This window comes from Fulvivirga marina, from assembly GCF_016775155.1.
Taxonomy (GTDB): domain Bacteria; phylum Bacteroidota; class Bacteroidia; order Cytophagales; family Cyclobacteriaceae; genus Fulvivirga; species Fulvivirga marina.
Genome location: NZ_JAEUGD010000004.1, coordinates 323,508 through 340,263 on the forward strand (window position 1 = coordinate 323,508; position 16,756 = coordinate 340,263).

General features: G+C 39.8%; 12 protein-coding genes. 6 read left to right on the forward strand and 6 right to left on the reverse strand.

Going from position 1 to position 16,756, the window contains the following annotated elements; all coding sequences use genetic code 11:
• Positions 1-70 precede the first annotated feature (70 nt).
• A complete protein-coding gene (locus tag JMN32_RS03215) occupies positions 71-820 on the forward strand; it encodes a succinate dehydrogenase/fumarate reductase iron-sulfur subunit (RefSeq protein WP_202854837.1) in 750 nt (249 codons plus the stop codon).
• A 177-nt stretch (positions 821-997) separates the two neighbouring features.
• Here the strand turns inward: JMN32_RS03215 and JMN32_RS03220 are convergent, their stop codons facing one another.
• From JMN32_RS03220 to JMN32_RS27240, 5 genes are all read right to left on the reverse strand, one after another.
• Positions 998-1,621, reverse strand: a complete 624-nt coding sequence (locus tag JMN32_RS03220; RefSeq protein WP_202854838.1) for a class I SAM-dependent methyltransferase — start codon at positions 1,619-1,621, stop codon at positions 998-1,000.
• 128 nt (positions 1,622-1,749) lie between these two features.
• On the reverse strand, positions 1,750-2,601 hold the full coding sequence (locus tag JMN32_RS03225; RefSeq protein ID WP_202854839.1) for a helix-turn-helix domain-containing protein: 852 nt from the start codon (positions 2,599-2,601) through the stop codon (positions 1,750-1,752).
• Complete coding sequence (locus JMN32_RS03230) at positions 2,598-3,902, reverse strand: APC family permease (RefSeq protein WP_202854840.1); 1,305 nt, start codon at positions 3,900-3,902, stop codon at positions 2,598-2,600. Before JMN32_RS03230 ends, JMN32_RS03225 begins: the two co-directional genes overlap by 4 nt.
• A gap of 53 nt (positions 3,903-3,955) precedes the next feature.
• Positions 3,956-4,261 carry an NIPSNAP family protein gene (locus tag JMN32_RS03235; protein ID WP_202854841.1) on the reverse strand — a complete coding sequence of 102 codons (306 nt, stop codon included), beginning with the start codon at positions 4,259-4,261 and terminating at the stop codon, positions 3,956-3,958.
• Between the two features lie 208 nt (positions 4,262-4,469).
• A complete protein-coding gene (locus JMN32_RS27240; protein ID WP_238354323.1) occupies positions 4,470-5,096 on the reverse strand; it encodes a YqaE/Pmp3 family membrane protein in 627 nt (208 codons plus the stop codon).
• A 100-nt stretch (positions 5,097-5,196) separates the two neighbouring features.
• Between JMN32_RS27240 and JMN32_RS03245 the strand changes: the two genes are divergently transcribed.
• The 3 genes from JMN32_RS03245 (at position 5,197) to JMN32_RS03255 (ending at position 12,116) form a co-directional block, all read left to right on the forward strand.
• Positions 5,197-6,363 carry a THUMP domain-containing class I SAM-dependent RNA methyltransferase gene (locus JMN32_RS03245; protein WP_202854842.1) on the forward strand — a complete coding sequence of 389 codons (1,167 nt, stop codon included), beginning with the start codon at positions 5,197-5,199 and terminating at the stop codon, positions 6,361-6,363.
• Positions 6,360-8,648, forward strand: coding sequence for a patatin-like phospholipase family protein (locus JMN32_RS03250; protein ID WP_238354324.1), 2,289 nt, complete (start codon positions 6,360-6,362; stop codon positions 8,646-8,648). Before JMN32_RS03245 ends, JMN32_RS03250 begins: the two co-directional genes overlap by 4 nt.
• A 93-nt stretch (positions 8,649-8,741) precedes the next feature.
• Complete coding sequence (locus JMN32_RS03255; RefSeq protein ID WP_202854843.1) at positions 8,742-12,116, forward strand: methylmalonyl-CoA mutase family protein; 3,375 nt, start codon at positions 8,742-8,744, stop codon at positions 12,114-12,116.
• A gap of 52 nt (positions 12,117-12,168) precedes the next feature.
• Here JMN32_RS03255 and JMN32_RS03260 read toward each other — a convergent pair whose 3' ends face one another.
• Positions 12,169-12,759, reverse strand: coding sequence for an LON peptidase substrate-binding domain-containing protein (locus JMN32_RS03260; protein ID WP_202854844.1), 591 nt, complete (start codon positions 12,757-12,759; stop codon positions 12,169-12,171).
• A 100-nt stretch (positions 12,760-12,859) separates the two neighbouring features.
• On the opposite strand from JMN32_RS03260, the gene JMN32_RS03265 reads away from it, so the two are divergent.
• Positions 12,860-16,258: a PAS domain S-box protein gene (locus tag JMN32_RS03265; RefSeq protein ID WP_202854845.1), complete on the forward strand. Its 3,399-nt coding sequence runs from the start codon at positions 12,860-12,862 to the stop codon at positions 16,256-16,258.
• An 8-nt stretch (positions 16,259-16,266) separates the two neighbouring features.
• Positions 16,267-16,677, forward strand: coding sequence for a response regulator (locus JMN32_RS03270; protein ID WP_202854846.1), 411 nt, complete (start codon positions 16,267-16,269; stop codon positions 16,675-16,677).
• Positions 16,678-16,756 lie beyond the last annotated feature (79 nt).

The following is a 16,756-nucleotide window of genomic DNA, read 5'->3' on the forward strand; positions in this document are numbered from 1 at the left end:
CTGCCAATTTGTTGGCAGCAAATAACGTCGCAATAAAAAGAATAACTATTAACTACCAACATACAACGTTATGAAGATAACACTAAAGGTTTGGAGGCAAAAAAACGCTCAGGACAAAGGTGGGTTCAAAACATACCAACTGGATGATGTATCTCCTGATATGTCATTCCTTGAGATGTTTGATGTGTTGAACGAGCAGATCCTGAAAAAGGGAGAAGATCCTGTACATTTTGACCACGACTGCCGTGAGGGTATTTGTGGAACTTGCAGTATGTACATTAATGGAAAACCTCACGGACCTAAACAAACTACTACCTGCCAGCTTCACATGAGGAGCTTCTCTGACGGAGATACTATTGTAGTAGAGCCATGGAGAGCACAAGCTTTTCCTGTAGTAAAGGATCTGGTAGTAAACAGATCATCATTTGACCGTGTGATACAAGCCGGAGGATATGTTTCTGTAAATACGGGTGGTGTGCCTGACGCTAACGAAATTCCTATTCCGAAGAAAATTGCTGACGAAGCTTTTGACTCTGCTACATGCATCGGATGTGGGGCATGCGTGGCTGCTTGTAAAAATGCCTCTGCTATGCTATTTGTAAGTGCAAAGGTTTCTCAATTAGCTATGCTTCCTCAAGGACAGGTGGAGCGAAAAACAAGAGTAGAAAAAATGGTTGCTCAGATGGACGAGGAAGGCTTTGGCGCTTGCTCCAACACCGGAGCTTGCTCAGCAGAATGCCCTAAGGAAATCAGTCTGGAAAATATTGCTAGACTGAACAGAGAGTACCTAAAGGCAAAGTCCAGCTCTGACAACGTATAAAAGCATAAAATAAAAAATATAAAGGCCATTCCCGATAAGTCAATACTTATCAGGAATGGCCTTTTCTTTTGGCAACCTCCTAAAAAGCTAATAGTTACCAGCCATTTGTACATCACAATACAGCCAGTACAATGTGCATTAGCTCAGAACCCGTACTAAATGCTAATGCCTTACTATTTACATCTTTTTCCCAACAAACCTAATTACCGAACTCTTTCCATTATGATAAAGCCCTTCATTCAATTCTACTTCCTTCTCTTCCAGTTCTAGAACTTCGTAATTAGCAAAGTCTGACCTTAACTCTTCAATGGAAAAGAGCGACTCCAAATCTCTCGGGCCTCCTACCTTTTCATTTTTGAGACGGTACTCAAGGTGTTTTTTACTAAATGCCTCAAAAATTATCACCCCACCCTTTACGAGATACTTATCCAGTAATTTGTGATAGGCGGATTTAAGGTGCGCAGGAAAATGCGCATAAATAAGCGCGATAGCATCAAATTGTCCAACATCATAATTCAAATCCGGCAATTCGCCTACCTGATAATTAATTGTAACATTATTCTTCTCGGCCAATAACAGTGCCTTATTCCGTCCTTCTTTACTTATATCAAACGCATCAACATTCCATCCCTGACAGGCCGCGTAAACAGCATTTCGCCCCTCCCCTTCCGCCGGAAAAAGAATGCTTCCCGCTTCCAGCTCGGCCAACTGTTCCTTTAAATAATGGTTAGGTTGCTTACCATAAGCATATTCCTCTTTTCGGTATCTTTCATCCCAATGTTTAAGCCATGTGCTTTCCATAATTCTTGCTTTAATTAATAATTCATTGCTAAAACTCCTATTCCACACACCTGGAAAAAGTTTATTAATCACAAAATTAAAGAGAGTCTTAAGATAATAGGTAGGACAAAAATGAAAACAAACGGCACTTATTTAAAGTTCTGTCTATACACTTCAGGAGAAAAACCTGTCTGCTTCTTAAAAAACCTTATAAAGTAAGACGTATCTACATATCCCAGAAGCCCAGCAATCTCATTTACTTGATTAGTAGTAGCTAGCAGATTTCTTTTAGCCTCAAGTATTATCTGCTCATTGATCAATTGTGAGCAGTTTTTTCCTAATGTCTCTTTGGTTATAGCGTTGAGTTGGTAAGTAGTAAGATGCAACATATCGGCATACCTTTTTACTTGTTTACAGCTAGTTATATGTGTTTCTATCAGTTCCAACAACACTTCAAGGCGCTCTTGAGCGTATATACTGCCTCCTATTGCAGTACCCCCATGACTTTGACCATACCTTAACAGTTCGATGAAAAATATGTCTAAATCTGCTTTTATTACATCCATATATTTCTCTTGTTTTTCAACGTACTCAAGAAAAATATCTGACAAAACAGCATGCACCTTTTCAAATTTATCTGGCTGGAATTGATAGTGGTTTCTACTGCTAACCTTTCGCAACACCTCGTTTGTACTCCCTCCAAAAGGTGAATAAAAATCAGCATTAAATATCAGCAAATAGCCGGCACTTCCTTTTTCAAGCATAAGCTGATGTACCTGTCCTGGTCGTAGAAAAAAGACAGAATGATCATTAACAGGATATGAAGTAAAGTCTATAGCATGCTCCCCTGAACCTTCCTCCAAAGCCAAAACAAAAAAGAAGCTATGCCTATGCAGCTCCTGAAACATACCTTTTTCTGAAAGCATGCCCCCGATATCCCTGATACTAAAACTCTCAAAAAGTTCAGGTTCATTTATGGTCCTTACCGGGATCTTTTTCATTTGACATCAGAATCTATATGGGGTTTGACCAATTTCTCGGTTCTTTTGTAAATCAATTCCATAATAAAGCATCCGACAATAATGGATAAGGAAATAATAACACTTAACCTATTAGAATCAAATTGCTGTTTAAGTAACGAGATTAAGGCAATAACACAAAGTACAAATCCGGAGATCGGCACTATTTTGTTGCTTTGCATCTTCTTGGCCAACCTGAACCCTGTCAAATTCACAACCGCAAAAATTAACAGGAAGCCAACACTTCCTGCCGTAGAAATACTCTCCAAATTGAGAGTATTTGCCAAGATTAGTGTAGCGATAGCTGTAATTATCAATCCGACCGGCTGATTCCACAATTGAAAAGTTAATTGGTGTGGCAACTCATCATCCTCAGCAATTTCATAGCTTACTCTGCTACCCCCATACAAGGAGGCATTGATTGCAGAAAATGTCGAAATCAATGCCGCCACCGTAATAACCGAAAAACCTACCTTTCCCAACATGGGTTTAGCTGCTTCGGCAAGTACATAATCCTGAGCGCTGGCTATGTCTTTAAAGGGCAAAGAGCCTACAGTGACCATAGCAATGATGAAGTATAAAAGAATTACAAAAATTATTGAATAGTAATAAGCCTTAGGTATATTTTTTTTAGGATTCAGAATGTCGGGAGCTGCATTGGCAATAAGTTCAAACCCCTCATAAGCCACAAAAATCACCATGCCTCCTGTTAACAACATAATGGGAGGATCCCAATTCGCAGAAGATAGCTGCTCTAAATTGGGATTGCCTATCAACCCGTAAACCCCTATCCCCACAAATGACAGAAGTATTATCAGTTTTATGATTACAGCATAAGATTCTATTACACTTACCACCTTTATGCTGTAATAGTTAACCGCTGAAGCCAACATAATGATGCAGGATGCATATAAATGAAAATCAACATTCTTACCTCCTACCTCCAGAAGGTTTGGAGCATAGGAACCAAAGGCTGAAGCATACAGTGACAACATAATAATATAGCATACCCAAAGCAAATTGTTCATACCTCCACTAAATATGGTTTTACCAAATCCCTGATTGATAAACCTAACCGTCCCTCCTCTATCAGGATAAGCAATAGAAAGTTTAACGTAACTGTATGAAGTTATTAACGCCAAAAGTCCGGCCAAAAGAAATGCAACCGGTGTTCCCCCTCCTGCCAGCGAAACAGCCAACCCTAAAACAGCGAAGATCCCTCCACCTACCATTCCTCCTATGCCTATGGACATGGCCTCTCTCAGCCCTATTTTTCTATTCATTACTACCCAGTTACCCTCAACGTTCTAGCATTTACACAAAAAACACCCTCCACCTATTTAAAAACAGGCTTCATAAATGACCGCTCATAGCTGACTATGCATCTGGTATCATTTGCGTATTGGAAGGCTTCCAGACAATCCTTATCGTTCCTGCTATCATTTCTGTATTTTTCATAATCAGCTAATGAATCAAAACTAAACAAGGCTACCGCTATGTTATTGGCTCCTTCTTCAGGCAGGAAATATCCATGATGAACACCCCCGAACTTGTTGACAAGTGGAATCCATGTTTTCGCGTAATGCTCAAATTCCTTGAGTTTGTAAGGATCAATGATATACTTTAAGTAGCAGGTAATCATAGTTTTCAATTTTTGACAATAGATGAACTGATGGGGCTTTGGTCTTCTGCCGAAGTAAAAATAGCAAAAAAGAATAACTAGACTGGTCAAGCCTATAACATTACAATATCTCATATTTTAGCAAGCCTCCAACTCTGAGGTATATCAAGAAGTATAGTCGCATATAAGTTTCTTTATTGGCAATGCTGCCATAAGTTTTGATTACCTGTCACCTAAAATAATCATGAACAACAATCAAAGAATAAACCATACCCGGGATAAAGAACAAAATTGTAAGTATTAGACTAATCCAGAACTTATCAATTACTCCATAAGTAAGCCCTACTGCCAATGGAGGGATCAACACTGCCAAAATTATCATAAGTACATACTGGTCACTGGCATCATGTTCTCTGATCTTTTCAATCTCCTTCTTTATCTCTTTTTTAATTTCTTTTTTGGCTTTCTTCTTGGTCCTTTTTAATTCCTTTTTCCTTTCTTTTGATTCCAGATCAGAGGTCTTTATTTTCTCCATTCTCTGTATATGTTTCTCTACGAGCATCTCTATTGATGGACTGGAGCTGGCAGGCAGGGCCTTTTCCTGGCTAGCGACATATTGATCCACCTCGGACACTGCACCATCTGACACAATATCCTTAAAAGAACCAGCAGATTCTGATTGTTTGGCTTCTACATGGCTTACTGGCAATACTTCCCTAGTGCTGGCCGGGTGCTTTTCTGGCTGATAAAAATTATCCGTTTTTGTAAAATTCGTTCCATACTTCGGAGCGCAGGAGTATAATACCATGATCAGAACAGGTCCGATTAATAAATCTATGGCGGTAAACTTTTTCATGATGGTATTTATTAGTTTTACAACTTATTTGTCTGTATAAATACAATCATGAATCCTGGAATGTTTACGACCGTGTAACTCCGGGAAGTAACCCATACCTATGACTACTTCAAAAATTGTAATTACCTGTTCGCCTCGCGTGGCTCCACATCTGAAGAAAGAAGTGGAGCAACTCGGATATAAAATCTCTAAAACAGACCACCAAAGTGTGGAACTTTCAGGCACATTTGAAGATACGTTGAAGCTAAACTTACACCTTAGAACAGCCAACCGGGTACTATTTCATATCAAATCATTCAGGGCTGATCACCCTGATCAATTGTATAAACGACTCAGAAATATTCCTTGGGAAGAGTATTTTGATGCTAATGGCTATATCAGTATCAAAAGCTTTGTTAGCAACCGGTTTATTCAAGATGTGCGATTTGCCAGTTTACGAGCCAAAGATGCAATTGTAGATCGCTTTGTAGATAAATTCGGGAAAAGACCCGACTCCGGTAAAGACCTGTCAAAAACCGTACTATTCCTCCACTGGACAGATGAGCACGCCAACATTTACATTGATACTTCTGGGGAAACAATCGCCAAACATGGTTACCGGAAAATCCCTATGAAGGCTCCGATGATGGAATCTCTGGCTTCTGCCACTATTCTCTCTTCACAATGGGATTACAAAAGCCATTTTCTAAATCCCATGTGTGGTAGTGGTACGCTCGCAATTGAAGCCGCCTTAATGGCTACTCATCGTGCCCCAGGATTAAGCAGGGATAACTTCGGGTTTATGCATGTAAAACTTTACAAACCTACCGTTTGGGAAAGACTTAAAAAAGAAGCTCAGAGCCAGATCAAAGATGGTATCGACTTTCAGATAGTTGCCTCCGACTTAAACCCAGAAGCTGTAACCGCAGCTCAACGTAATGCACGCGAGGCAGGTGTTGAACATTTGATTGAATTTCATACAGGTGACTTTAGAAAAATCCCTGTCCCGGAACCAAAAAATGGGGTAATATTCATTAATCCGGAATATGGTCAACGCCTCGGAGAAGAGCAAAAACTCGCAGGAATATATCAAGAGGTTGGCGATTTTTTCAAAAACAATACTCAAGGATATACAGGCTATATTTTTACAGGAAATATGAATCTCGCAAAAAAAATCGGACTAAGAACGAAGCGCAGAATTGAATTTTATAATGGAAAAATAGATTGTAGACTTTTGGAATACGAACTCTATGCAGGTAGTAAAAAAAATGTTAACTTAAATAGATGATCAAAAAGTTGCGAAGGATAGCGGAAGCGGTTTACTATTCTTTTCCGGTTAAGTTGTTGTTAAATCATTTTAAGAGAAATCATGTCCTGCTGTTCTGCTGGGTGATCCTCTTCGCTATTGTTTCAGGTAATTTCGGCAACTACCTGGGCATCCCCTATTTATTTCTTGATCCCGTTTACATAAACCAGGTCAACTTCTTCAGCTTCTTTATTATGGGAATCGTAATAGCCGGTTTCAGCATTGCTTTTCATATTACCACTTATATTAATGATGGGCATCGTTTCTCCTTCATAGGCATACAGTCTAAGCCGTTCACTATTTTCAGTCTCAACAACAGCATTATCCCATTCATATTTCTCTTCTGTTACGTAGTTTTCATTATACAGTATCAGGTATCGAATGAATTTGTAGAAGATGACATGCTACTCCGCAACCTCTTGGGGCTACTATTTGGCTACATAGGCATGACAATCCTGTTGTTTAGTTATTTTTGGTTCACCAATAAAGATATCTTCAAATATGTAGTGTGCAAGGTTGATGAAAAACTGAAGCAAAACATAAAGGTAACGCGCGCCAGCGCCATGAAGAAACTTAACATAGCCAAGAAAAAGCAAAGTCGAGTAGATCATTTCCTTAATCTCAACTTTGCTTTTGAAAAGGTAGAAGACGATAAGGGCTTTTATGATCGAAATACTATACTCCAGGTATTTGATCAGAACCACTTTAACTTGGTTATTATAGAACTGTTCATCTTTATATTGCTTATTATCATGGGCATTTTTAAAGACTATGAAGCTTTTCAGCTCCCCGCAGCAGCCAGTTTCACTCTCTTACTTACCATCTTTGTCATGTTTGTAGGAGCATTTTCATACTGGTTTGGAAACTGGTCAACCAGTTTTGCTCTGGTCATAATCATTATAATTAACGGCTTGGTCAAAGAAGGATTTTTCAACAAAACCTACAAGGCATTTGGACTTGATTACACCACAGAGCCTGCACCTTATAGTTTGGAACATATTGAAGAACTCAACAGCAACGAAAACCGGGAAAAGGATCGAAAAGAAACACTCGAAATACTCAATAATTGGCGCAGTAAATTTCCGGAAGAGGAGAAACCCAAAATGGTATTTCTCTGTGTAAGTGGAGGCGGGCAACGAGCGGCATTATGGGCCATGAATGTCTTACAATATACAGATAGCCTCACTAATGGACAATTGATTAAAAACACCATGCTTATAACCGGGGCCTCTGGTGGCTTAATAGGAGCCAGCTACTATAGAGAACTCTACTTAAGGGGACTAAGCAACAAAAAAATCAACCGCCATGCCAATGAATACAAGGAAAAAATTGCCAGCGACAACCTTAATGCGGTGATTTTCAGCCTCCTGATGAATGACTTCTTCGTAGGCTTCCAAAACTTTCAATATAATGGTCTTGAGTATGACAAGGATCGGGGGTATGCCTTTGAACATCAACTCAATAAAAACACGGAATTTGTTCTTGACAAACCTCTAGCCGCATACCGTACCCCTGAAAAAAGTAGCGAAATCCCTATGATCATCATGGCGCCCACGGTGATCAATGATGGCAGGAAACTGTATATATCTCCGCAACATATATCTTATATGATGGATCCTTCGGACTCTATTTATACCGGCGAAAAATTAAGTGGTGTGGAGTTTTTGAGGCTCTTTGAAAAACAGGGGAGCGAAGAACTCAGGTTCTTATCAGGCCTTAGAATGAGCGCTACTTTTCCCTACATAACCCCTAATATTACCTTACCAAGTGAGCCCCCTATTGAAATTATGGATGCCGGCATTACTGACAACTTTGGCATTTCCGACGCCATAAAATTCCTTTTTGCCTTTAAAAAGTGGATCGCTAAAAATACTAATGGGGTGGTATTTGTCTCCATCCGTGACTCTGAAAAAAACGGTTCGATAAGCAAAGAGACTAATCTCTCATTATTTGAAAAGTTTTCTATGCCTATTAGCAGCATTTACCAAAACTTTGAAAGCCTTCAGGACATCACCAACGATAGTAAAATGGAGTATGCCCGCGAATGGTTTGATGGCAATATCGAGCGTATTAATATTGAATACGTTCCCAGAGAATACGCCAAGGAAAACCTATCTACTGCCGACAGTTTGCGTATGGAAAACGTAAGGAGAGCTTCCCTCAGTTGGCGACTAACCCGGCGGGAAAAAGAAAGCCTCATTGAAAATATTCATACCCACAATAATGAAAAAGCCATACTGAGGCTAAAATCGCTATTGGAGTTATAAACATGGCATATCCTAACTAATGATTGTTAGCAAAATCACGAATTATTCGATAATTTTGCAACTCATTTTATGAATTGGAATACCTAAAATATAATGAAGCAAATAGCCCCTTACAAGCCCAAGAACAAAGTACGTATAGTTACTGCAGCCAGCCTATTTGATGGTCATGATGCGGCAATTAACATCATGAGAAGGATCATTCAGGCAACCGGATGTGAAGTAATACACCTCGGACACGACAGAAGTGTTGAGGAGGTTGTAAACACTGCTATTCAGGAAGATGCTCAGGCCATAGCCATGACGTCTTATCAGGGAGGCCATACAGAATACTTCAAGTATATGTATGATCTGTTGAAAGAAAAAGGGGCTGATCACATCAAGATCTTCGGTGGTGGTGGTGGAGTTATTCTGCCCGAGGAAATCGAAGAGCTTCATCAATATGGCATTACCCGCATTTACTCCCCCGACGATGGCCGATCCATGGGCTTACAGGGCATGATCAACGACATGGTAGAAAAATGCGATTTCCCAACAGGAAATAACCTAAATGGAGAAGTTAAGCACCTTCCATCAAAAGACCCAAAAGCCATAGCCCGCCTGATATCAGCCGCAGAGAACTACCCTGAAGAGTCTGCCCCAGACTTTGCTGAGGTTCATAAAAAGGCAGAGACGGTAAAAATACCCGTATTGGGTATTACTGGTACTGGAGGAGCAGGTAAATCATCATTGGTTGATGAACTGGTTCGGCGATTCCTGATTGATTTTGAGGATAAAAATATTGCTATTGTTTCTGTTGATCCCTCAAAAAGAAAAACTGGTGGAGCCCTTTTAGGTGACAGAATCAGGATGAATGCGATTCGCAACAATCGGGTATATATGCGTTCCCTGGCTACCAGGCAATCAAACCTTGCACTTTCAAAACATGTGGCAGAGGCTATTCAGGTATTAAAAGCCGCGGAATATGACCTAATTATTCTCGAAACATCGGGTATTGGCCAGTCAGATACAGAAATTACAGATCACTCAGATGTTAGTCTTTATGTAATGACTCCTGAATATGGAGCTGCTACACAACTTGAAAAGATAGACATGCTTGATTTTGCAGATGTTATTGCCATCAATAAATTTGATAAGCGTGGTGCTCTGGATGCTCTCAGAGATGTAAAAAAACAATATCAACGCAACCATGGTCTGTGGGAGGCTAAGGATGAAGATATTCCTGTATTTGGCACTATAGCTTCTCAGTTTAACGATCCCGGTATGAACCGACTTTATAAAGAGATTATGGACGTGATCGTAAAAGAGACCGGAGTCGAGCTGAGGTCTACATTTGAGATCAGCAATGAGATGTCTGAAAAGATATTTGTAATACCCCCTAAAAGGACCCGCTATTTATCTGAGATCGCTGAAAATAACAGAAGCTATGACAAATGGGTGAAAGACCAGGGTGAAGTAGCCCAAAAGCTCTACAGCATAAAAAAATCAATTGATACGCTCAAAGAATCTGATATTGAAGATAAAGACCGTCTGATCAAAGGGCTGGAAGAATCATATGAAAAAGTAGCCTTGGATTTCGACCCACGAAATAAGAAGGTGCTGGATGAGTGGTCGGAAAAGATCAGCAAGTACAAAGAGCCCGTTTATACTTTTAGTGTTCGTGGTAAAGACATTTCTATTAAAACACATACTGAATCACTATCACATAGCCAAATCCCTAAGGTTGCCATACCTCGATACGAGGCCTGGGGTGATCTGCTCAAATGGAGCCTACAGGAAAACTTCCCTGGAGAATTTCCCTACACTGCAGGCATTTATCCTTTCAAACGCGAAGGTGAGGACCCTACACGTATGTTTGCAGGAGAAGGTGGGCCAGAAAGAACCAACCGCAGGTTTCACTACGTAAGTCTTGATATGCCTGCAAAGAGACTTTCCACAGCCTTCGACTCAGTAACGCTCTACGGTAATGATCCCGACCACCGCCCGGATATCTACGGAAAAATAGGCAACTCGGGCGTCTCCATCTGCTGTCTTGATGATGCAAAGAAACTATATTCGGGGTTTAACCTTGCTGACCCTAAAACATCGGTTTCAATGACCATCAATGGCCCTGCTCCAATGTTACTAGGCTTTTTCATGAACGCCGCGATAGACCAACAATGTGAGATCTACATCAAGGAAAACGGGTTGGAGAAAGAGGTCGAGAAAAAAATCAATGACATCTACAAAAATGATCAACGCCCGGCTTATCAGGGTAAATTACCTAGTGGTAATGACGGCCTTGGTCTTATGCTGCTTGGGGTTACTGGTGACCAAGTACTCCCCAAAGATGTCTATGATAAGATCAAAAAGGAAACTTTAAGTGCTGTAAGGGGTACTGTTCAGGCTGATATTCTTAAAGAAGATCAGGCTCAAAACACTTGTATTTTCTCAACTGAGTTTGCCTTGAGACTAATGGGAGATGTTCAGGAATACTTCATTAACCAAAATGTAAGAAATTTCTACTCTGTATCTATCTCAGGATACCATATTGCTGAAGCAGGAGCTAACCCAATCACCCAGTTAGCATTTACACTGGCTAATGGCTTCACTTATGTGGAGTACTACCTAAGCCGGGGAATGGATATTAACAAATTCGCTCCTAACCTTTCTTTCTTCTTCTCTAATGGCATTGACCCTGAGTATGCCGTCATTGGCCGTGTAGCCAGAAGGATCTGGTCAAAAGCTATGAGAGAAAAATATGGAGCTGATGCAAGATCTCAAATGCTGAAGTATCACATTCAGACCTCAGGAAGATCGCTACACGCTCAGGAGATCGATTTTAATGATATCCGTACCACCCTGCAAGCACTATATGCTATTTATGACAACTGTAACTCATTGCATACAAATGCTTACGACGAGGCCATCACCACACCTACAGAAGATTCTGTTCGCCGTGCTATGGCTATCCAGTTGATCATTAACAAAGAATTGGGACTGGCTAAAAATGAAAACCCTCTCCAAGGTTCATTTATTATAGAGGAACTGACAGATCTTGTAGAAGAGGCGGTGCTGGCTGAATTTGACAGGATTACAGAAAGAGGCGGGGTATTAGGAGCCATGGAAACCATGTATCAGCGCAGCAAAATTCAGGAAGAAAGTCTGCACTATGAGACTTTGAAGCATTCAGGCGAATACCCGATCATTGGCGTTAACACTTTCCTTAGCTCTAAAGGATCTCCAACAGTGATACCTCAGGAAGTTATCCGTGCTACAACTGAAGAGAAGGAGTATCAGATAGAAATGCTGGGCAGGCTGCACAAACACTATGAGCAGTCAGCCAACGACGAACTGAAGAAAGTACAGCAATACGCTATTCAAAATGATAATATATTTGAAGCGCTCATGGATGCCTGTAAGGTTTGTTCATTAGGACAAATCACTGACGCATTATTTGAGGTTGGTGGACAATACAGAAGAAATATGTAATTAAAAAACCCTCTGGAAACTCTGGAGGGTTTTACATTTTACCATATCATCTTTAATTAAGAAAGAAGTTATTTCTATGACGTTTCTCTTGTTCTAATATAAATTTCTGATACTTCAGGCGTTCCCTCAGAAAGCTTTCTCTCTTATCCTCGGTAAGCAACTTCAGATACTTCAGTCGGTCACCTATGTCAAGGTTCAATTCATTGGCAATATCATGGATATTAAAATCGGCACCCACATCCTTAATTTTCTTGAGGGCCATAAAGCTCTTAAACTCCTCCGAAAAACCCTCGCTCACCTGTTTGTTCTCATTGGCATTTAACATATATACACGTCCTCCTGGGTATGGGTTAGGAAGCCATTGATTGTAGTAACGAGTCAAAAGGAAGGTATCCACACATTTAGTTACGATGTCTGATTCTCCCGTATCGTAGCGCTTCAAAATCCCCTCCAGCCTCATCAGTGCCCCTACCCTGTCGGTATTCAGACCATGGGTATAATAAATCCCAAATCTCACGTCCTTTTCTTCAACATCCTTCAATAACTGCCTATACTTAAACTCAAAAATATGTAGAGGAATCAGTTCATTAGGTAGAGGTAGAATAGACAAGGGAAAGACAGGTATTTCAACAAGTTGCTCCATTAGCTAACTAACAGCACGGCTCAACTAAATGTTACAAATCACGAATAAGAATACTCTTTGATAATGGTATTTTTGTCTGCTTTTTTCTATATTTCTAAAGATGCCCACCAACAAACATCTTGAAAAATCCAATTCTCTACTGCTTGCAGCAAGAGAAAATGGAAATTTAGGCCTATGGAATTGGGATACCAATCAGGACCTACTCATGCTATCAACAACCTTTTGTGATATTCTCGAAATCCCGCACTCAAAACTTCAAAAACTGGAAGACCTATTAGATCTTTTAAGTCATGATGATAAAGAGAGTTTTCGGCAGGTCATCAATGATGCCCTGAAGGGAAACATCAGCTTCTCCTATGAAGCAAAAATAACAACTGCTTATGAACAATCTAAATTCCTGACTTTCTCAGGGGATTGTCTTTTTGACTCGAATCACAAACTCGTAGGTATCTCAGGTGTTTGTTTTAACTCTACAGGAAATAAAGCTAAGTCCATTGAAGAGGCGCTGTCTCAAAATGAAGAGTTTACTTCTAAACTTTTAGAACACTCACCCAGCGCCCTTCTCATACACACTCCTGATGGTATTATCCTATATGCCAACCAGTCGACTGCTAACCTTTTACAAGCACCGTCGCAACAAGATATCATTGGCCAGTCAATCCATACATTTACAAAAAAGGAAAATCACACCACAATCAGGGAGCGGATAAAGTCAATTTTAAAAACAGGCAGTGCAGCACCCAAATTCGAACAGGAGTTTATCTGTTTTGATGGTTCCATTCTCACTGGCGAATCAGTGATTGTACCCTTTGAATGGAGAGGGCAAACTGTAGTTTTAGCTGTAGTAAGAGACATTACAGAACAAACAAAATACCTCAAATCATTAAAGTCTTCTGAAGAAAACCTTAAAGAGCTTATAAAAAATACCCCTCTATCTCTTGCCATGCTTGATAAAGATATGAACTATGTAGCCTGTAGTTCAAAATACCTTAAAGACTGGTGGGTAAAGGATGAAGAGATGGACATGGAAAAAATCATCGGATTAAACCATTATGAACTCTTTGAAGATGTGAGAGAAGACTGGAAACACCTTCATAAAAAATGTCTGGCAGGAGAAACAATACTCAAAGAAGATGATTTCTTTATCAAAGCAGATGGAAAGCGCGAATGGATACGTTGGCAAAACACGCCTTGGCGAGACTTTGATGGTACTATTAAAGGAGTCATAATTTTCACAGAGTTCATCACAAAACGTAAGGAAAGCGAAGAACTGATCAAAGAAAATCAGGCGAAGCTCAGTACTATTCTGGAAAATCTGCCAGGTATGGTCTACGGTTGCAATAATGACCCCGATTGGACCATGAACTTTGCCAGTAACGGGTCCATAGAGCTAACAGGCTATACTCCAGAGGAATTTCTCCGGGAAGATGACCCTATTTCCTTTAAAAAAATTACTCATCCTGACGATGTGGACTATGTTTGGAGGAAAATTGGAGAAGCAATTGAAAATCAGGAGATATTCGAAATCCAGTACCGGATATTTACTAAAAATGGTAATATTAAATTTCTGTTTGAACGTGGGCAAGGGGTATTCGATAAAAACGGAAAGATGTTATCGCTCGAAGGTATAATATTGGATGTCTCAAAACAGAAAGCAATAGAAGATAGGCTTAGAAAAAGCGAGAGCAACCTGGTAGAAGCCCAAAGAGTCGCCAATCTGGGTAGCTGGGAATGGCATGCTGACAGCAAGGAACTATCATGGTCTGATGAATATTACAGAATATGCGGACTAGAGCCCGGAAAGATCAGCCCGTCATTTGAACATTGCATAGAGATGCTACATCCTGCAGACAGAAAAAAAGCTAAAGAAGTATTTAATCAGGTATTAGAAAGTAAAGAGCGCTGTCAGTTGGATGCCAGAATCATCAGAAAAGATAATGAAATCCGCTACGTCACCTACAGGGCGGAGCTCATCACCGATACCAAAGGTGAACCCATAAAGATGGTTGGCTCCCTTCAAGATGTTACAGATAAAAAGAAAGCCGAATTAGACCTGAAGGAAAGTGAAAACAGAAACAGGGCACTGCTCAGTGCTTTGCCTGATATCATTTTCATATTAAATGTAGACGGAACCTACCTCCACTGTCAGGTTCCCGATCGATCCATACTCCTCCTTACTCCGGAAGAACTCATGGGCAAGAACGTTAAAGACCTGTTTGCACCGGAAATCTCCTCGCAATTCATCCGAAAATTTCAGACTGCTCATGATACCAATACAATTCAGACTGTAGAATATTCTCTTAATATTAGCGGGGAAGAAATGTATTTTGAAGCCAGAATTGTAAAATACAAATCAAGGCAAGTACTCTCTGTTATTCGTGATATAACCAAAACTAAAAAGAGTGAGCTTGAGGCCAAAGAGTCTGAAAAAAGGTTTTACAAAACATTCCATATTAGTCCTGTACCTATTACTATCTCTCATATTGAAACTGGAGAGCTGCTTGAAGTCAATGACAAATTTCTACAGCTGGTCAATATGCCAAGAGAAGAAGTGATTGGGGCTTCTGCAATCGATCTGGGCTTTTGGGCTGAGGATGAAGATAGAACCTCTTTTATTGCCGAGTTAGGCAGGGAAGGTAGAGTGTATGGTTTCGATGGACGCCTTCGCACCAAAGACAACAGGATAAAGGATGTTATTCTTTCTGCGGAGTTAATTAATATCGATAACAAAAATTGTATCTTATTGATGATCTTTGATATTTCCGAACGAAAACAAGCCGAAAATGCTCTTATTAACCTTACTGAAGAGTTGACCGCCTCCAACCACGAATTAAGACAATTTGCCTATATCACTTCTCATAATTTACGAGCCCCAGTGGTCAATATAGATACGTTACTTCAGTTCCTGGACAAACAGAACCTCAATAACCCTGTAAATACTGAGGTTCTGGAAAAAATTGAAATTTCTGTAGATCAGCTTAAATCAACACTCAACGATATTATCCAATTGGTCGCTATAAAGGAAAGTCGTTATGAACCTGACGAAAAGATCTTTTTTGAAGACATTTTTGAAATAGTGACCAAAAACCTGTCATCCCAAATAGCCAGTTCAGGGGCTGAATTTACCTTTGATTTTCAGGAGAAATATATTATGTTAAAAAAACCGCTTCTTGAAAGTATAGTCCAAAATCTGATATCTAATGCTATAAAATACAAAAGTGATAAACCTTTACGAATAGGTGTCAAAACTTATACAAAAGGTGAATACATTTGCATGTCTGTAAAAGATAACGGAAAAGGTATAGACCTTTCGCTACATAAAGACAGACTATTTGGAATGTATCAAAGGTTTCACGAAAATATTGAAGGTAAAGGTTTAGGACTGTATATCACCAAATCACAGATTGAATCCATGGGAGGAAAAATAGAAGCTGAAAGTGAACCCAACATAGGATCCGTTTTTAACGTTTATTTCAGAGTACACAAAGACCAGAATTGAAGAGGATAATGACTAAAGTCAATAGCATTCTAATTATAGATGATGATGATGTTTCTAACTTTATCTACAAAAGGGTAATAGAAAGCACCAAGGCAGCGAATAAAATCACAACTTTTGTGAGAGCACGCGAAGCTCTGGAGTATTTGGAAGAAACCGCCAAATCTGCTCCGGGAGACTTTCCCGATATTATTTTTCTGGACATTAATATGCCTGTAATGAATGGCTGGCAATTTCTTGAGCAATATCAGTCCAGCTTTCAATCAAAACTGGGAAAAAGGCCTTTGCTTTGCATGCTCAGTTCATCGGTATATCAGGAAGATATTTCCAAGGCTTATACCTACGCTGATGTAAAGGAATATATTTCTAAGCCTCTTACAAGCCAAATCATGACTAACCTGCTTCAGAAGCACTTTAGTTGACTTCATGCGTTTGTACACCATCTTTTAATATCATCAGAGTAAATTTTTATCATCTGGGAATTTCGGCTTAATTTTAGCC